An 18,205-nucleotide genomic window follows, 5' to 3' on the forward strand; every position below is an offset into this window, starting at 1 on the left:
CTGCTTTCTCCCGTAGGACGTATGCGGTATTAGCATTCCTTTCGAAATGTTGTCCCCCACTAATAGGCAGATTCCTAAGCATTACTCACCCGTCCGCCGCTAAGATCAGTAGCAAGCTACCTCTCTCCGCTCGACTTGCATGTGTTAAGCCTGCCGCCAGCGTTCAATCTGAGCCATGATCAAACTCTTCAGTTAAAATCATTTTGCACCTTATTTAAAGACAAGGTGCCAATTCTGGCTCATCAATTACTGACTTAAATTTCGCTCAAATAAACTTCGAGTAATTTAAACCAATCAATCAATGAAAATTATTTCGATTAATCAATCAGTAAAAATCCACACAAGTTGTTCTTCAATTCTCTTAATGATCTTCTTCCTGGTTCGTCACCAGCAAGCTAGGTCGGCTATATTACTCTTAATCTCTTAAAAGTCAACAGGTAATTTCGATATTTTTAAAACTTATCTCTCAAACCAACTTACCATCAAATTCATCACTTAAAGCAACCAACTTAATCACAAGTAACTGTTTTTCAACAAGTTTCTATCTGCATCACCGCCGATGGATGTGCATTATAGACCATTACATTCCCTTTGCAACCTTTTTTTTAAATCAATATCATCAACTGGATACTTTTTAAGCTTTTTAGTCACTTTTAGATGAGATATTAAACTTTTTTTACGTTATCAACTTCATGTAGAATAGATTATTCGTGCAATAGTTTGGCATTAACTCACCATGTGGCAGTTCGCTAAAAAAGTATTTGTTTGCATACTTGTAGTGCTTGCTACGAGTGGGCCTTGTCATGCCAATTCAAAACATAATTTCTATGTACTTACTTTATCTATCCTAAGCTACAGTAAGTGGGAGAATGTAAATACTCCTACTCTTTGTGTAATTGATAACCCTTCTATTACATCTACTTTTCAATCTTATATCCAGCAAATGTCTTATAATTATCGTGTTCAAACTGTAAATGCGAAAGATTTTGCTCGGTCACATTGTCAGGCTGTCTATTTTTCTAGTACTTCTCCGCAGCAACAACAAAACCTTATTCAAAACTATCCTTATCATTCTTTACTTTCTTTAAGTGTTAATAATTCAGAGTGCGAGATAGGAAGTATCTTTTGTTTATATACTCAGAATAATTACACTACTTTTAAAGTTAACTTAGATGCTTTAAGTCACTCCAAAGTCCATATTGATCCGAGAGTATTACTCTTGGCTAAGAATGCGGAGTAAGGATCATGATATCAAAGTTGTATCAGTCCACTTCACTACACGCATTATTTAGAAAATCTCAATTTACTATTTTTGCTATTACTTTTTTTATTTGCTCTTTTACGTTTGTCTCAATTTCCGTTTTTACAATGGAAACTTATGCTAAACAAAATTTGCAATTGCTTAGTCATACTCTATTAGAGCGTATTCAGCCTGCAGTCGTGTTTAATGATAAAATTACAATAGAGCAGATTTTGAATGAATATACGAATGATCATTCAATTCGTACTATTCATATTTATGATTCAGAACATCATCTGATCGCCCAAAGTTTTAAATTATCAAGTCAAACTTCAATTTTAGAAGGCTGGTTTGATCACTGGTTTTTAAATGAGCCTGTTCATCTTACAATTTATCATCATGAACAAAATGTAGGTGAACTCACACTTTTTGGTAGCTCTGAAAAAATATTGCAGTTCCTCAAAATGATTATGGTAGGGCTTGCGATTGCAATGTTGTTTATTGTTTGCGCTTTATGGTGGTCAGTGAACTTAACTTATCGTCAAATTATGCAGGCTATTTACCCACTTACTAATATTGCTCAAATTGTAAGTGAACAAAAAGCTTATAATCTTCGTTTTCCTTATAACCGAATTAAAGAATTTCAAGATTTAAATACCGTTTTTAACGAGTTACTTGAAGAAATTCAAATATGGGATAACCAGCTACAAAAGGAAAATCGTAAATTATCCTTTCAGGCTCATCACGACCAGCTCACCTTATTACCTAATAGACATTATTTTTACCAAATCCTTTTAGACATGTTTGAAGATAAAGGGTTTGATAATAAGTCTGCATTATTATTTATAGATAACAATAACTTCAAAGCAATTAATGACCAATTTGGCCATTTAGCTGGCGATGAAGTTTTAAAAGAAATGGCGAATCGCCTGCAAACTCGTTTGCGTCATCAAGATTTTATTGCACGGTTAGGTGGTGATGAATTTGCTGTCATTTTGCATTCCATTAGTCATGCTGATCATTTAATATCTATTGCTGAAAATTTACTCGAAAGCTGTAAAGAACCTTTGCATCTAAATGGTCAAACCATTTACTTCAGTTTCAGTGTAGGTATTGCTTTATCACAATTTGCATCTAGCCCCGAAGATTTCATTATGCAAGCAGATCAAGCAATGTATAAGGCTAAAAATTCGGATGAACACTGGTTTATCTATAAACCTGAAAATTAAATTTAGGCTAATCTATGAATACAAGATCTTTAAAACTCTCTTTTATTGCATTGCTATGCATTACTCTTGCAGGGTGCCTGAGTTTTGGTCCATTAAAATATCGTCAAGTAAAATTGCTCAAAAAAGAAGGTTTCGTTCTTACTGATGAAGGCTGGACTTTAGGTTTACCAGAACGCTTGTTATTTGACTTTAATAATGCACAGTTAAAACAAAGTCATGAAGCTGAGCTAGTACGTCTGGCAAATCAACTGAATAAATATGACCTGAATAAATTGAAAATTGTTGGTCATACTGATGATGTTGGTGATGCTACATATAACCAAAAGTTATCTGAAGAGCGTGCTCAAAGTGTGGCAAACCTTTTCTTAACACGTGGATTTAAAAAAGAAAACATCTACGTAATTGGTCGTGGTTCAACACAACCTTATGTACCAAATACAACCAATGAAAACCGTGCGATTAACCGACGTGTTGCGATTGTCGTTATTCCATAAGTAAATTTAATTCATAAAAAAGCCAATCCTCTGTGATTGGCTTTTTTATTTTAAACTAGTTCAATAATATCAATGGTTGGTGGTACTCTGAAACGCAAAGGAATTCCAACCATTCCTGTGCCAACGGTAACAAAGACATCCGCATGCTCATGAGAGTAGAAACCGCGCTTATGACCTAAAATTGATACTTTTTTCATAATATAGTTAGTCAACCATGGAAGCTCTACCTGCCCTCCATGTGTATGCCCAGATAACATTAATGGTCGATTCGGTAATTTAGGTACCATATCTACCGTATCGGGGTTATGAGATAAAATTAACCAAGGCTTGTCTTGCGGTAAATCTGGCATAGAACGCATATCGGTTTTGCCTGCCCAGAGGTCACCAATACCAATCAAACGAAATTCTTCAAAATCAACAATCTTCCCTTCAATATCAATAACCTCATTATAAAACAGGGCATCTTTTAATAGTTGCTGAATCGGTGGGCCAGGATATTGCTCATCATGATTTCCAGGAACCGAATATACAGGCGCCTGAATTTCTTTTAAAACACTTAATTCTTCAATCAATCTGTCTTCTGGCTCATATGTCCAATCACCAGCGACTACCACTAAATCAGGTTGCTGTTCATTTAATTTTCTAACTATGGTTTTGAGCTGACGTTCATGCCCTGAAAATAAACCGATATGTAAATCTGCAATTAAGGCTACTTTTACTGGTTTATCAAAACTACGATCCGGGTTTAAGCGATATTGATGAGTATCGACACGGACTAAATGAGGTTCAATAAATCGGGCATAAATTAACACGCCACTTAAGAAAAAGATGAAAATACCTTGATGAATTGAGTAGTAACCAATCCAAGCAGCATATAGATTAAAAAACCAGAGAGGAATAAGTAGATAAGAGAGATAAAATGCGAGTAGATGTACAAAAGCTTTAAATGGATGAATCGTCTCGGTTCGTGATTGATGAATCCAAGCCTCAGAAATTCCCCATAGAGCAAGTATTGAAAAAATAAAGTAAAAACAAAAAATGATTGAATTCGGATTCCACATTACGACTCTCGACTTATCTTATATTGATTGCTAGTAATCAAATTCAATATTTATCTTTCAATATGCACGAATTATACTCTAGCTCACCTTATCGTATGTACTGATTATGGCACAATCCTTTCATTCCAAACAGCTTCAAACGAATCAACAAGCTAAAGGCTTTTTGATAAAAGCCTCTATAGTCCTATGTTCAAGTTTTGCTGTGGGTTTGACAGGATGTAGTACTCTGCCAAAACATGGTGTTGAGCCTGTGCAATATGCAAAGGACATTGATACCTCTGAGACTTCACTTGCCAAAATTATTACACCTTTACGCCAGCAAAATCCAAAGTTAACGGGTTTCCATGTTCTAAATGATCCTCTGGAGGCTCTCGCGGCTCGACTTAGATTAATTGATAAAGCCGAAAAGACTTTAGATTTACAATATTACATTTGGGATAATGACAAAGTTGGTGCTTTAGCCTTGCACGCGATTATTCGTGCAGCTGATCGAGGTGTAAAAGTCCGACTTCTTATTGATGACAATAATGCAAAAAAAATGGAAGGGATTTTACTGGCCCTTTCTCAGCATAAAAATATTGAAGTTAAGCTTTTTAATCCCTACCGTTTCCGCAAATACCGTGCGATGGATATGGTGCTTGATTTAAAACGTATCAATCGTCGTATGCACAATAAAAGTTTTATTGCCGACAATGAGGTTGCTCTTATTGGCGGGCGTAACATGACCAATCAATATTACAATGTAAGCGATAGCTATCAGTTTTCTGATGTCGATGTAATGTTGGTAGGCGCTGCTGTTGATGATATCGTAAATTCGTTTGATGATTACTGGAATCATGAATATGCATATTCGGTTCAAAGTATCGTAAGCCCTGAGCAGCACCGTTTACGCTATGAAGGCTTAAAAGAACAGCTGGAAGCACACTATCAACAAGCTACCGTCCAAAACTTTTTAAACTTAACCGCAAAATCTCATGCATTTGATCAATGGCTAAATCACAATATTCAATTTGATTGGGTCAAAGCAGAAGTCGTAAAAGACTCACCTGATAAAATCAAATCGAAAGCTAAGAAAGAAGAACACCTCAATTTCCAGTTAATTAATCATTTGGAAAAACCAGAAAGTAACGTTGACTTAATCTCTGCTTATTTTATTCCTGAAAAACAAGGTGCCAAGATTTTAAGCACGCTTGCCAAAGAGGGTGTTGAAGTTCGAGTTTTAACGAACTCTTTCAAAGCGAATGACGTTGCTGTTGTACATGCCTTTTATGGGAAATATCGTAAAGAACTGCTTAAAAACGGCGTACAACTTTATGAATTTTTACCAACACCTGATAAAAGAGATTTAAATAAAAATACAGATGAGCTTGCCACTAAAGCTAAAGTAAATATGAAAGGGCTAAGCCGATCAAGTTTGCATACTAAACTCATGGCATTAGATGAGCAGGTTTTTATTGGTTCATTTAACTTTGATCCGCGCTCGGCTTACTTAAATACTGAAATTGGTGTGATTTTAGATAGCCCATCGCTGGCTAAGACGATTCACCATACAATGGATGAAAATTTAAATAAGTATGCTTATAAATTAAAGCTCGACACTAACAACCATATTTATTGGCAGCAAGAAACTCCAAATGGTCCTGTAATTTATAGACAGGAACCTGAGATGAAATGGTGGCAAAAAGCAGGCATGAAGTTTCTTTCATGGCTGCCACTTGAAGGATTTATGTAATTAGTTATTTGGCTTAAGTACTTTCTGATGTAATTGAGCCAAACCTTCCACCATTTTTTCTTGAACTTCGCGCGTTAAACTTTTGACGTCATGCCCTTCCACTGAAATAGGAGGCAAAGTTAACAGATGAGCTGTTACTTTAGGCATTTCAAGTACACGTTGAATATGTTCGGCAAATGTCATGTCACCAATGAATGGCGCAACTGTATCTAATTGCCCATCACGATTTACATAACAAATCAAACAAACCTGTACTGGACGCTGTGCTTCAATCGCTGCTCCTAGTAATCGTCCATGTACTTTTTTAACAGAATGTCCATCTGTAGTTGTGGCTTCAGGGAAAAATAATACTGGAATATTCTGTTTTAAAAATTCAGCAATTTGCTCACGAATTCTGACAGAATCGCCAGATCCACGCTTAATAAATAACGTTCCACCACTTTTGGCTAAATTTCCAAGAATAGGCCAATTTTCAATTTCAGCTTTAGCCAGAAAGAAAACTCGCGCACCTGAACCTAGAACCGCAACATCTAGCCAAGAAATATGATTACTTACCCATAAAGCTGGTTCTCTAGGAATTGTGCCATGTACTTCTATATCTAAATTGAAAACCTGACATAAACGACGGCAAAAGTATTGGACATAACGTGTATTAACAGGATTATTAGGATCTTTATAAAGCCCATGTCGATAAACTAGATAAAAACCTTCACTAATTGCGGCCGTGGCAGAAGTGACCTTTTTTCCGTATAAACCTATTTTTGATAATTTCTTTAACGTTGAATTAACTATACTTTGCGTTTGAGCCATAAAATTTCACTAACGATTAATCATTGTTATACCCATCTCGAGTCATTCTATACGTTTCGTAATAAACTTGCATTGACGATAGAGAACGGCAAATAAAATAAATCTGAACATTAGACTAATCTCATATAACTAATCTAAAGGATGAGAACAAACGCTTTCCCCTTTTGCTTAAGTTTCCTCTAGAATAAAGTTTTCCCATTTTCAGGATTTATAGCCACGTGGAATATGTTGATCGGCATCAAGGCGGTGAACGCACAATCTTAGTGAGTGTTTCTGTACAATTATTAGATGATCTGGATGCCGAAGAGTTTGCTCTACTTGCACAGTCTGCTGGTGCAGATATCCTTGAACATATTAAGGTTCAGCGTAATAAGCCTAATCCTAAATTTTTTATTGGCTCCGGAAAAGTCGAAGAAATTGCAGAGCAAGTTCAGGAGCTAGAAGCGAGTCTGGTTATCTTTGACCATGCGTTATCACCTGCTCAAGAACGAAATTTAGAAAGAATATTAAAATGCCGAGTTATTGACCGCACAGGCTTAATTTTAGATATTTTTGCGCTGCGTGCCCGTACGCATGAAGGTAAGTTACAAGTCGAACTTGCTCAGCTTAAACATTTATCTACTCGTCTTATTCGTGGTTGGTCTGCCGACTTTGAACAACAAAAAGGTGGTATCGGCTTACGTGGTCCCGGTGAAACACAACTAGAGACAGATCGCCGTCTCATTCGTGTTCGTATTACCCAATTAAAAGATAAATTAGACAAAGTACAACAGACTCGTATGCAAGGGCGTGCAGCAAGACAAAAAGCAGCTATTCCAACGGTTTCATTAGTAGGTTATACCAACGCTGGTAAATCCACTTTATTTAATATTTTAGCTAATAGTGATGTCTACGCAGCTGATCAACTATTTGCAACACTCGATCCAACCCTACGCCGTTTAGACTGGGATGGTATCGGTACTGTTGTGCTAGCAGATACAGTAGGTTTTGTACGAAACTTACAGCATGATTTGGTTGAATCATTTAAAGCAACACTTGAAGAAACACTAGAAGCGACCCTTTTACTGCATGTTATTGATAGTAGTAGCCATGACATGCTTGACCAAATTGAAGCGGTTGAAGGCGTATTAAAAGACATTGGTGCTGATGCTCCCGTACTTCGGGTATACAACAAAATTGATCTAAGTGGTGAAGAGGCCAAAATTATTTATGCCGAACCACATGTACCAGATCGAGTTTATGTTTCAGCTCATTCTGGTCAAGGTCTAGAGTTGCTCCAAAAAGCAGTACAAGAATGCTTAATGGGCCAAATTCAAAAGTTTTCACTCGTGCTTAAGCCTGCTTATGGCAAATTACGTACTCAACTTTATGCCTTAAATGTTATTGAGTCTGAACATTATGATGATGCAGGCTTATTACATATTGACGTGAAGATTGCACCACATAAGTTAGAAAAGCTTATTCGCCAAGCAAAACTGCCCTTAGATGAAATCTTGGGAGAACACGCGAGTCAATTTAAGCGCCCCTTGGAAGAGTTTGAAATCAAGGGCGATATCAGTTAAAACTTGATAAGTAAACTTTTAGAGATAAAAAAATATGGATAAGATCAAAAGTATAGACTGGACAGCATGGGTAATTACATTACTACTCATTATTGGTTTTCGTGAAGGCTCTGTCGTTGTCATGCGTGCTTTTGGTCATCCAGAATTAGGTAATCTGGTCGGTTTAATCAGCTTACTTATTATTTTACTGATTTGGAGAAAGTTTAAAAAAATTCCACTTCGAATAGTAGATACCAATAATAAAATCATGAAAGAAAGTGGATTCGCGTTTTTACCTATCTGTGCAGGTTCATTAATTATGCTCGTACATATGGGTAAGGAAATTCCATTATTTCTTTTTGTTTTAGTGGTCAGTACCCTTATACCTTTGTGGGTCTATGCAAAAATGGCAAAACGTTGGTTATAAGGAGAATAAAATGTTTACGATTTTCTACGGATTTTTGATCACACTCATTGGTTATCTGTGTGCAAAGCCTTTAAACCGACGTTTTCCGCAAGTTCCACTTTTAGTTTTCGGCATGTTCATTGTAATTGGCTTACTTTCAGTTCTACATGTACCATATGAACAGTATCGTCTTTATGTGAATGACTTATTCGGTCATCTATTAGGTTATGTCACCGTAGCATTAGCCATCCCTTTAGCTGCAATGCGTTACGATGATCTTCCAATTAAATCGGTCATTGGTATTTTACTTTTTGCAAGTATTAGCGCAGTTGCCCTACCTATGGGGCTGGCTTACTTATTACATATGTCTGAACCTACCATTCTTGCATTTGCCACCCGTGCAGTAACTACTCCAATTGCTCTGAACATCGCAACTTTATTACATGCTCCCGAAACACTCGTAACCCTTATTGTTATTTTGTCTGGGGTAATTGGCGCAGCATTCTCACCATTCTTACTTAAACATATTCATGATGAGAGAGCATCAGGTTTAGCCTTAGGTTTAGCTGCACACGCCATCGGAACAGCTCAAGCTTGGCAGCGTGGGCCTGTTGCAGGTCGTTACGCTGCATTTGGTATGGCATTGAATGGTGTATTTACTGCAATTTGGCTACCAACATTAATGTTGTCTTTTGGAACACCATAATTAAGAAGTTGATTAAATAAACATTGAACGGTCTATCAATTCCAAATAAGATGACCTTTCAAAGTTAAAAGGATTTTTAATTATGGGGAAAATTTTTATTGGAGCTCTGCTCTTATTGGGGATTAATACTGCTACATTTGCAGCAGATATTACAGGTCTCTGGCAAACAATTGATGATAAGACAGGTGCTCCCAAAGCACAGGTAGAAATACGAAAAGAAGCGAACGGGACATATGCTGGGAAAATTATCAAAGTAACGCCACGCCCAGGTTATACGCCTAAAGAAATTTGTGATAATTGCCCTGCGCCATATACCAATAAACCGATTTTAGGTCTGGATATCGCAACTGGTTTAAAACAGGTAGATGGACTGAACTATACTGGCGGTAAAATTTTAGATCCGAATACTGGTAAAGTTTACGGGCTTAAAGCAAAACTTAGTTCAACTGGCAAACGCTTACATATGCGCGGCTATCTCGGAGTTTCAGCTTTAGGGCGTAATCAAATCTGGATTCGAGTAGAATAATAGTTCCTAATAAAAAAGCCGCAGAAGCGGCTTTTTTATTTTTAGCTCAGCTACAAGCTTCATCTTACGTTCATAGCAAAGCATTGCTTTTCTTATATTTGCACAGGATTTTCAACAGAAAAAATTTCTTTGTCTTCAAATCGATAAGCCATTAATTTTCTGCCCCAAACACAGCCACCATCGATATTCTGGATCTGCTCATTAATAGTTCGGCCCTCGAGCGCAGCCCAATGACCAAAAATAATCTGATGAGTTTGTGCGGCTTTGCTCGGAAATTCAAACCAAGGGAAATAACCTTCCGGCATTGGTGCATCCAAAGAATCTTTAAAACTAAACTCTAAAGCCCCTTCGGCATTGGTTAAACGCATGCGAGTCAAATAATTGGTAATACAACGTAAACGCGCAGAACCAGTTAGGTTATCTTCCCACAAATCTGGTTTAGAACCATACATGTCTGCTAAAAAAGCATCCAATACAGATAAATCTTCGTTTGCGAGTACAGCCTCGACCTCTTTTGCCAACGTTACAGTTTTTTGCGCATCCCAAATACAAGGTATGCCAGCATGAGTAAGGATCGTATGCTCGTTTGGCAATAAACATAATGGCTGTTTACGTAACCAATCGATTAACTCATCACCATCAATAGCATCAATAACGTCTTGGGTACGATCTTTTTCTTTAATCTCTTTTAAACCACGCGCACCCGCAATTAAAGTCAGGTCATGATTTCCAAGTACAGTTGCAGCAGCTCCACGATCAGCAAGCTTTTTAATAAAACGTAATGCCCCTACCGAGTTTTCACCACGTGCGACTAAATCACCAGCAAACCATAAAAAGTCTTGATCTGGATCAAAACGTATTTCTTTAAGCAAGGCTTTTAGAGCTTCAAAACACCCCTGCACATCACCAATAACATAGTTAAAACGCTTAGTCATTTACGCCACCATTTGATCGGCCAAAGCAACAAATTGGGCAAGTGTTAAGGTCTCTGGACGAGCCATCGGATCAACACCAGCTTTTTCAAAGCCATCTTCTGCAATCATACCTTTAAGACTGTTTCTTAATGTTTTGCGGCGCTGAGTAAATACATGGGCAACCAGTCGAGCTAAAGCTTTTTCATCTTTTGCTGTAATTGGCTTTTGATCATAAGGAACAAGGCGGAAAACAGCGCTCGTTACTTTAGGTGGTGGGTTAAATGCACCAGCTGGCACTTCAAATAAAAATGTTGGTTGACAGTAATACTGAATCATTACCGACAAACGTCCATATTCTTTCGTATTCGGTTCAGCAGTAATACGGTCAACCACTTCTTTTTGCAGCATAAAGTGCATATCTTTAACTTTGCTGCCAAATTCCAAGAGATGAAAAAGTAATGGGGTGGAAATGTTATAAGGTAAGTTACCGACTACACGTAATGGTCGGCCATCTTTTACCAGTTCGCTAAAGTCATATTTTAATGCGTCAGCTTCTATAATCGTCAAACGTTCAGGATGTAGAACACGTTCTGGTAGCCCAGCAGCTAAGTCACGATCTAGTTCCACTACTGTTAATGCATCACACTCCCCAATTAAAGGAGAGGTTAAGGCAGCTAAACCAGGTCCAATCTCAACAATATTGTCGCCTGTACGCGGACTTACAGAGCGCACAATTTTGGCAATGACTCGTTGATCATGTAAGAAGTTTTGACCAAAACGTTTACGAGCTTTATGCCCTTCATCTTTCGGGTTTAGGGCATTAATTTGATACATAGAACATTTCCAACATGAAAAATTTAGCTCGCTGCTAAAGATAAAGCTAAATCAACAGCGACATTTAAACTTGAGCTTTTTGCCAAACCAGTCCCAGCCAAAGACAATGCAGTGCCATGGTCAACCGAAGTTCGAATGAAAGGCAAACCCAATGTAATATTGATGGCTTCACCAAACCCTTGTGATTTTAACACAGGTAAACCTTGATCATGGTACATGGCAAGTACAGCATCTGCATTTTTAAGATGTTCTGGAGTAAACAAGGTATCTGCCGGCAAGCTTAAACTCATTTTAAACCCTTGCGCTCGATAACTTTCGAGTACTGGATTAATGGTTTCAATCTCTTCACGACCCAAATAACCATCTTCACCTGCATGAGGATTTAAACCACACACGAGTACACGTGGGTCTGTAATCTTAAATTTAGTTTTTAAGTCATGCAGTAAAATATCAATGACCTGATGCAATCGCTCTTTGGTAATTGCATCCGCTACATCTCTTAAGGGTAAATGTGTAGTTGCTAAGGCGACACGTAAAGTTTTGGTTGCAAGCATCATTACGACACGCTCTACACCTGCAAACTCTTGATAGTATTCAGTGTGACCACTAAACAAAATACCAGCATCATTAATAACCGATTTTTGCACGGGTGCCGTGGCTACTCCCACACTTTTACCAGACATTGCATAATCAGCTGAACGACGCAGTTGCTCTAATACATAAGCTGCATTAGCTGGGTTTAATTGACCATCAATGACAGCTGCTTCTAAAGGCACATGTTCTATATAGAGTTCATTCAGAGATGACGATTCAGGCTGTCCGGTATATTCTATAAATTGAATATCGACCCCAATTTTTTGGGCACGTTGCTCTAATAAGTCTCGGTCACCCAAGATAACAACAGGGCGTTCATCAACCCGCTTAGCCAAGCTCAAACAGATATCTGGACCAATACCAGCCGGCTCACCGGAAGTGACATATAATGGCAGCACAATCACTCCAGACACATAACAAGAATGTGTTTGATTTTAACATATCTGACATTCATCAGTTTATGGATTAAATTATATGGCTTAAACTGGATTTTTCTTGTGAGTTTGGACAAACTCGTTTAGAATGCTCGCTCCTTTTGTTTGGACAGATTCCATAGTCCAAACCAACTATAATAGGTAGTGGTTTAATGAAAACTCTCAGCGCTAAGCCAGCTGAAGTTCAACATGACTGGTATGTTGTTGATGCTTCTGGCAAAACTTTAGGTCGCCTTGCGACTGAAATCGCTCGTCGTTTACGCGGTAAGCACAAAACTTCTTATACTCCTCACGTTGACACTGGCGATTACATCGTTGTGATTAATGCTGAACAAGTTCAAGTGACTGGTAAAAAATCACTTGATAAGAAATATTATCGCCATACTGGTTTCCCTGGTGGTATCCGTGAGACTAACTTCGAGAAGTTAATTGCTCACAAACCTGAAGCTGTTCTTGAAAAAGCGGTTAAAGGCATGTTACCAAAAGGTCCTCTTGGTTATGCAATGATCAAAAAAATGAAAGTGTACGCTGGTACTGAGCATCCGCATGCTGCTCAACAGCCACAAGTTTTGGACATCTAAGGGATACAGCACATGGCTACTAATTATGGTACAGGTCGCCGTAAGACCGCAACTGCACGTGTTTTCTTGTCAGCTGGTACAGGTAAACTCGTTATTAACAACCGTACTTTAGAGCAATATTTCGGTCGTGAAACTGCTCGTATGGTTGTTCGTCAACCTTTAGAACTTTTAGAAGTTACTGAAAAGTTTGACCTTTACATCACTGTTAAAGGTGGTGGTATCGGTGGTCAAGCTGGCGCGATCCGTCACGGTATTACTCGTGCGCTTATCGCTGCTGACGAAACTTTAAAACCTGTTCTACGTCAAGCTGGTTTCGTTACTCGTGATGCTCGTGAAGTTGAACGTAAGAAACTTGGTTTACGTAAAGCTCGTAAACGTCCTCAATTCTCTAAACGTTAATTCATTTATCGAGTTGGACAAAAAGCCTTGGATTTTTCCAAGGCTTTTTTATTATGAAAATAGAGCCACCAAATACAAACTTATAAATATAAACAAACTATCTCTTTAGAACCGTGATTTCCTAAAGCATTTTTAGTATCCTAATCGATTCACTCAACCACGTCGTCTTGTGATATGTCGGTCGAAAACACCTCTATTCAGGGGATTACCCTTTACAGTCATGCTGATGATTTCCGTTCTCATTGGATTCGTTTCTTATTAGCAGAAAAACAAATCAAATATCAATTAATCATAACTGACCATGAAGACGAAGATTTAGCCAGCTTAAATCCTTACAACCAATTACCGATGCTGGTCGAACAAAATCTTAAATTATTTTCAGCACCTATCATCGCTGAATATTTAGATGACCGTTATCGTCAAAGTAAGCTTTATGCAGATGCACCTATGATGCGTGCGGAACAGCGTCAGTATATCTGGAGACTTGAAAACGACTGGTTTAAGTTAGCAGATCACATGTTAAAACATGCTGATTCACTAAATGTCGAACAAAAGCAAAAAGCTCAAAAAGAACTACGTGAAACATTAATTTCACTTACTCCCCTATTTCAGCATTTCCCGTATTTCATGTCTGAGAATTTTACAATCTTAGACTGCATGCTTGCCCCTATCTTTTTAAGATTGAATAGCATGGGAATTGATTTACCAAAACAGCACTGTCGACCTATATTTTTGTACTGTAAACGTATCTTTGAACGGCCTTCTTTTGCTAAATCAATGACGCCTCAAGAGAAAAACCGTTACAATGAACTATTAAATATGGAATAGCGTGATATGTCTGAGCAAACTATTGATTTAACCCCTACACGTCCTTATCTTGCTCGTGCAATCTATGAATGGATTTGTGATAACCAGCTTACTCCTTATCTATTAGTTGATGCGACACAACCGTATACCGACGTTCCGCAACAATTTGTTAAAGATGGACAAATTGTTTTAAATATTGTGCCCCATGCAGTTCATCAATTGCTTATTACCAATGAAGATATTACTTTTTCAGCTCGTTTTGGCGGAGCATCAAAAGACATTTATGTTCCTATTCAAGCGGTTTTAGGGATTTATGCACGAGAAAATGGACAAGGTTTATTCTTTGATCCTGAAGAATATGCCAATGTAACACCTGTAGAAAATACAGTAGAGTCAGAAGTACAAGAAGCAACTGAAACAACATCGACTAAGAAAAAACCATCGTTAAGAATTTTAGATTAAATTTAGAGGAAGAAAGCATGGCATTTGATTTAGTCCAATACTTTGCTGAGCAGATAAAAATTCAAAAGCCTCAGCTTTTAAATCAATATCCAGTTAATGAAAAAAATAAACTGATTGATGAGGTGAATATACTTACGCTTGGAAAACTGATTAGTTTATGGCGTCAGAATGATAATAAGATTTATCAAGAAATCAAAACCTCAGATCCACTTTATATTCAAGAAGTTGCTCGTCATTTAACGACTTCTAAACATAATCAGTCGACTTTAAAAAATTCAGAACTAGAACAGAGTATTTCTGAAATTTTAACTTTGCAGTTAGCAGAACTTAATCAGCTCGATGAAACAGGTGGTTTTGGGCATAATGGCTTAAAAGAATTAATTTTAGGTCAGATTGAACACTTATCAGGTCAAGCTGAAGATTGGGTTTGGTCAACAAACCACCTAAATGAATTAATTGGTTCTAAACCTGTGGAACAAGAAGAGCTATCATTGGATACAACAATGAAGGAGTTCAACCAAATGGTTCACCAAGCCCAACCTCATCATGATGACGTGCATATTGAAGAACAAACTACCGAGATTTCTGTACCTACATGGTCAAAGATTATTGCCCCTATCGTTGCTTTAGCAATTTTGGGTTACTTATATTGTATTTATACGCAACTCGTTTAGTTCACTTATTGCTATAAAGGGGAATTCATTATTTCCCCTTTTTTATTATTAAAATTGGAACATTTTATCCACAAGTATTTTATTAATATTCTATTACAATTATTTTATCCAGATTTTAAAATATATAATGTTAAACTCAGCACAGTATTAAAATTAAAACGTAAAAACAATCTTATAATATTTTCTATGGTCTGACATTTTGTGTCACTTATTTCCCAAAACAACAATTTTACTTTTTATTTAATTTATTGACTTCAAATTGAGCAAAAATATAATGAATTTCAGCTACTTTTAGGAAAAAGTAGTAAATATAATTTTAGAATCCTGAGAGATAAAAAATGGCTAAACTTTCTTTAGATAGCTTAACGACAATTGATGGTTTTATTGCTTCTGCACTTGTTGATTCAGAAAGTGGATTGTCACTTGCAACACAAGGTGGTGGGGAAATTGATTTAGAATTGGCTGCTGCTGGTAATACAGAAGTCATTCGCGCAAAGCGAAATGTAGCTAATACATTGAAGTTAAATGACAATATTGAGGATATTTTAATTACCTTAGGTAAGGCTTACCATTTAATTCGACCTTTAGAAAGTAATAATAATTTGTTCCTTTACTTAGTACTCGACCGTAGCAAATCAAATTTGGCTATGGCTCGTCATGAGTTAAAGTCATTTGAAAAAGAGCTCGATTTCAGTTAAGTGATTTAGTTTATGCTCTTTATATTCATTATAAAGAGCATAAAAAATCATTACATCAATTTATAAAAAATTAAAATGATACTATGGATAGTCATTGCATAAATATTGCAGTTTCAGGTTTAAGCTTAAAAGTTTCAGATGAATTAAAAATATTAATCCGCAATCTAATATCAAATCAATATGGTATTAACTGGGTTAATATTTCCAGTAATCATATTGATTTATTAATCATTAACGAAAACTTTTTTGATGCAGATAATATTCAAAATATTCTTCACAAGAAAAAATTTCTTTATTTAAAAGTTACGAAAACAGCTTCAGAAAATAGAAATTCTATTTATGAACACACCTTACATCTACCAGTAGAAAAAACAGAACCTCTATTAGAATGGCTAGAGGACAATTTATTGTCCTCTTTAGATCAGACAAACTTTGCTGTAGTTTCTGATTTATCAAATGAGCCTCCATTCATTGATAATAAATTTATAAGGAATTTGCACAGTTCAGAAAACCCTAGGCTACACATCTTTGATGATAAAGGCACTTTAGCGATTATTGATAATAGAACTCAAATTGCTTGGTTGGAGCCCTCTCGTCAAAAAACACAAACTAATATGAGCTTTAACTTTGCTTTTGCAAAAACATCTGATTTTACTAAGGTTTCTCGTAAAAAAGATTATTATGTACAAGACTGGTTATGGAATCTGATTTGGACTTCAAACAATTTTGAGAATCTAGCCTCGAAGGATAGTTATTTTAAAATTGACTATTGGCCACAGCCCTATCAAAAAGAATATAGAAAAGTGAGCCTACAACTCTCCGCATGCTTTATACAAGGCGCAAAAATTACTGATGTGGCTAAACAGCTTAACTTATCAATCAATGACGTCTTACGCTTCGTTACCGCTTGTTTAATGGCAAATAATGGAAAATTTATTTCTGCAAATAAATGTGCTTACACACCAAATTTTTATTTAGAAAATTCAAATACAGACAATCATTTTTTTAAAAATTTTATAGGGAAAATTAGACGGCGTTTTGGTCTTTAAGGGAAGTTATGATTATACAGCAATATAAAATTGTCTTTGCAGGTAGTATGGGGGCAGGTAAAACAGAAGCGATTAAATCGCTATCTGAAATTCCAATTCTGGAAACAGAAGCATTCAACACTGATGTACAGAGCCACCAGAAAACCCAGACCACTGTAGGTATTGATTATGGTGAAATTACTTTAGATGATGGAATCAAAATCGGACTCTATGGCACCCCGGGACAAAGCCGTTTTGATTTTATATGGTCGGTCATTTGTGAAGGTGCAATCGGTGTTATTTTATTATTAGATCATAATAGCTCTAATCCAATTGCCGAGTTAGAAAGCTATTTAGAAACCTTTAAAAATTATAACGACAATATTGCGATTGGTATTACTCATGTTGACGAAAATAAAGAGTCATCACTTCAACAATATCGTCATTGGATAAAAGCAAATGCACTACCATACCCTCTTTTTTTTATTGATGCACGTGAGCAAGAACAAATTTTAATGATGGTTGAATCATTAATTGCATCACTTGAAGTCAAGGTAGGCTCAACATCTCAAGGGAATGATCATGCTTAGTATCCCAACTCAAAAACGAACCGCTCCAACACAGTTACTACAACTTGCAAAAGCCGAAGCTCATAATATTTTGATGAATACGCGTGGTGTAGATTTTGTCATGATTTGCTCTTCTGATGGTTTTGAATTAGCAACAGTGAGCCACAAGAACCACCATAACACTACTAAGTTAGCAGCCGTAAGTAGCTCAATTTTGGCAATGGTCACTGCATTTTTAAAAGAGATTCAACTGACGGGCTGTAACAACATTACTTTAGATGCAGATAATGGCAAGGCCATTTTAACTGCTATTCCTGCTGTTCATCACCCAATGGTCATGGTTACGCTAAGTAATAAAGAAGTCCTTTTAGGTCAACTACTATATAGCCTAAAAAAAGCAAGTCAGACAATTGCAGAGGCCGATGGAGAATAAATCAGGACTCCTCATTTAAAGTAAAATACCGCT

General features: G+C 36.8%; 22 protein-coding genes and 1 rRNA gene. 17 read left to right on the forward strand and 6 right to left on the reverse strand.

Translation table 11 applies throughout. The features are described from left to right. Positions 1–195: ribosomal RNA gene (locus J536_RS0104800) — 16S ribosomal RNA — on the reverse strand; the annotation flags it as partial. A gap of 541 nt (positions 196–736) precedes the next feature. Here J536_RS0104800 and J536_RS0104805 point away from each other — a divergent pair. The 3 genes from J536_RS0104805 to J536_RS21805 are packed head-to-tail and all read left to right on the forward strand — an operon-like array spanning position 737 to position 2,963. After that, positions 737–1,240 (forward strand): YfiR family protein, encoded by a 504-nt coding sequence (locus J536_RS0104805; protein WP_017386701.1) that lies wholly within the window; start codon positions 737–739, stop codon positions 1,238–1,240. A 5-nt stretch (positions 1,241–1,245) separates the two neighbouring features. Next, a complete protein-coding gene (locus J536_RS21800; RefSeq protein WP_005065229.1) occupies positions 1,246–2,469 on the forward strand; it encodes a diguanylate cyclase domain-containing protein in 1,224 nt (407 codons plus the stop codon). 14 nt (positions 2,470–2,483) lie between these two features. Beyond that, positions 2,484–2,963 carry an OmpA family protein gene (locus tag J536_RS21805; RefSeq protein ID WP_002117846.1) on the forward strand — a complete coding sequence of 160 codons (480 nt, stop codon included), beginning with the start codon at positions 2,484–2,486 and terminating at the stop codon, positions 2,961–2,963. Between the two features lie 50 nt (positions 2,964–3,013). Here J536_RS21805 and J536_RS21810 read toward each other — a convergent pair whose 3' ends face one another. Next, on the reverse strand, positions 3,014–4,024 hold the full coding sequence (locus J536_RS21810; RefSeq protein ID WP_032057704.1) for a metallophosphoesterase: 1,011 nt from the start codon (positions 4,022–4,024) through the stop codon (positions 3,014–3,016). A 106-nt stretch (positions 4,025–4,130) separates the two neighbouring features. Here J536_RS21810 and J536_RS21815 point away from each other — a divergent pair, with 106 nt between their 5' ends. Further along, positions 4,131–5,756: a phospholipase D family protein gene (locus J536_RS21815; protein ID WP_005804927.1), complete on the forward strand. Its 1,626-nt coding sequence runs from the start codon at positions 4,131–4,133 to the stop codon at positions 5,754–5,756. On the opposite strand, the gene J536_RS21820 is transcribed toward J536_RS21815, so the two are convergent. Further along, positions 5,757–6,566 carry a lysophospholipid acyltransferase family protein gene (locus J536_RS21820; RefSeq protein ID WP_005065232.1) on the reverse strand — a complete coding sequence of 270 codons (810 nt, stop codon included), beginning with the start codon at positions 6,564–6,566 and terminating at the stop codon, positions 5,757–5,759. Positions 6,567–6,784: 218 nt separating this feature from the next. Between J536_RS21820 and hflX the strand changes: the two genes are divergently transcribed. From hflX to J536_RS21840, 4 genes are all read left to right on the forward strand, one after another. Next, positions 6,785–8,128, forward strand: a complete 1,344-nt coding sequence (gene hflX, locus J536_RS21825) for a ribosome rescue GTPase HflX (RefSeq protein ID WP_014207696.1) — start codon at positions 6,785–6,787, stop codon at positions 8,126–8,128. A 34-nt stretch (positions 8,129–8,162) separates the two neighbouring features. Further along, complete coding sequence (locus J536_RS21830) at positions 8,163–8,534, forward strand: hypothetical protein (RefSeq protein ID WP_002117849.1); 372 nt, start codon at positions 8,163–8,165, stop codon at positions 8,532–8,534. Between the two features lie 10 nt (positions 8,535–8,544). Next, positions 8,545–9,219: an LrgB family protein gene (locus J536_RS21835; RefSeq protein WP_005804924.1), complete on the forward strand. Its 675-nt coding sequence runs from the start codon at positions 8,545–8,547 to the stop codon at positions 9,217–9,219. 82 nt (positions 9,220–9,301) lie between these two features. Then, complete coding sequence (locus J536_RS21840; protein WP_002117847.1) at positions 9,302–9,745, forward strand: DUF2147 domain-containing protein; 444 nt, start codon at positions 9,302–9,304, stop codon at positions 9,743–9,745. A 92-nt stretch (positions 9,746–9,837) separates the two neighbouring features. Here J536_RS21840 and J536_RS21845 read toward each other — a convergent pair whose 3' ends face one another. Genes J536_RS21845 through pdxA form a run of 3 tightly spaced genes read right to left on the reverse strand, consistent with a single transcriptional unit; the run spans position 9,838 to position 12,500 of the window. After that, a complete protein-coding gene (locus tag J536_RS21845; RefSeq protein ID WP_032057708.1) occupies positions 9,838–10,680 on the reverse strand; it encodes a symmetrical bis(5'-nucleosyl)-tetraphosphatase in 843 nt (280 codons plus the stop codon). Further along, positions 10,681–11,493 carry a 16S rRNA (adenine(1518)-N(6)/adenine(1519)-N(6))-dimethyltransferase RsmA gene (gene rsmA, locus J536_RS21850; RefSeq protein ID WP_032057709.1) on the reverse strand — a complete coding sequence of 271 codons (813 nt, stop codon included), beginning with the start codon at positions 11,491–11,493 and terminating at the stop codon, positions 10,681–10,683. 23 nt (positions 11,494–11,516) lie between these two features. After that, the gene (pdxA, locus tag J536_RS21855) at positions 11,517–12,500 is read right to left on the reverse strand and encodes a 4-hydroxythreonine-4-phosphate dehydrogenase PdxA (protein ID WP_080777169.1); all 984 of its coding nucleotides are present in this window, start codon (positions 12,498–12,500) and stop codon (positions 11,517–11,519) included. A gap of 173 nt (positions 12,501–12,673) precedes the next feature. Between pdxA and rplM the strand changes: the two genes are divergently transcribed. From rplM to J536_RS21900, 9 genes are all read left to right on the forward strand, one after another. Then, positions 12,674–13,102: a 50S ribosomal protein L13 gene (rplM, locus tag J536_RS21860; RefSeq protein ID WP_002117832.1), complete on the forward strand. Its 429-nt coding sequence runs from the start codon at positions 12,674–12,676 to the stop codon at positions 13,100–13,102. Positions 13,103–13,114: 12 nt separating this feature from the next. Next, positions 13,115–13,501: a 30S ribosomal protein S9 gene (gene rpsI / locus J536_RS21865; RefSeq protein WP_002048725.1), complete on the forward strand. Its 387-nt coding sequence runs from the start codon at positions 13,115–13,117 to the stop codon at positions 13,499–13,501. 174 nt (positions 13,502–13,675) lie between these two features. After that, positions 13,676–14,329 (forward strand): glutathione S-transferase N-terminal domain-containing protein, encoded by a 654-nt coding sequence (locus J536_RS21870; RefSeq protein ID WP_005065247.1) that lies wholly within the window; start codon positions 13,676–13,678, stop codon positions 14,327–14,329. 6 nt (positions 14,330–14,335) lie between these two features. After that, positions 14,336–14,770, forward strand: a complete 435-nt coding sequence (locus tag J536_RS21875; protein WP_032063926.1) for a ClpXP protease specificity-enhancing factor — start codon at positions 14,336–14,338, stop codon at positions 14,768–14,770. A gap of 17 nt (positions 14,771–14,787) precedes the next feature. Further along, positions 14,788–15,444, forward strand: coding sequence for a hypothetical protein (locus tag J536_RS21880; protein WP_032063927.1), 657 nt, complete (start codon positions 14,788–14,790; stop codon positions 15,442–15,444). A gap of 338 nt (positions 15,445–15,782) precedes the next feature. Then, positions 15,783–16,142 carry a hypothetical protein gene (locus J536_RS21885; RefSeq protein ID WP_032063929.1) on the forward strand — a complete coding sequence of 120 codons (360 nt, stop codon included), beginning with the start codon at positions 15,783–15,785 and terminating at the stop codon, positions 16,140–16,142. Positions 16,143–16,225: 83 nt separating this feature from the next. Beyond that, positions 16,226–17,191 carry a hypothetical protein gene (locus J536_RS21890; protein WP_005074839.1) on the forward strand — a complete coding sequence of 322 codons (966 nt, stop codon included), beginning with the start codon at positions 16,226–16,228 and terminating at the stop codon, positions 17,189–17,191. A gap of 8 nt (positions 17,192–17,199) precedes the next feature. Continuing rightward, the gene (locus tag J536_RS21895) at positions 17,200–17,760 is read left to right on the forward strand and encodes a GTP-binding protein (RefSeq protein WP_005065256.1); all 561 of its coding nucleotides are present in this window, start codon (positions 17,200–17,202) and stop codon (positions 17,758–17,760) included. Continuing rightward, positions 17,753–18,172, forward strand: coding sequence for a roadblock/LC7 domain-containing protein (locus J536_RS21900; RefSeq protein ID WP_002117819.1), 420 nt, complete (start codon positions 17,753–17,755; stop codon positions 18,170–18,172). The genes J536_RS21895 and J536_RS21900 overlap by 8 nt, the downstream gene beginning before the upstream one ends. Positions 18,173–18,205: the final 33 nt, after the last annotated feature.

Origin of the sequence: Acinetobacter sp. 809848, from assembly GCF_000581275.1 — a bacterium.
Lineage (GTDB): Bacteria > Pseudomonadota > Gammaproteobacteria > Pseudomonadales > Moraxellaceae > Acinetobacter > Acinetobacter pittii.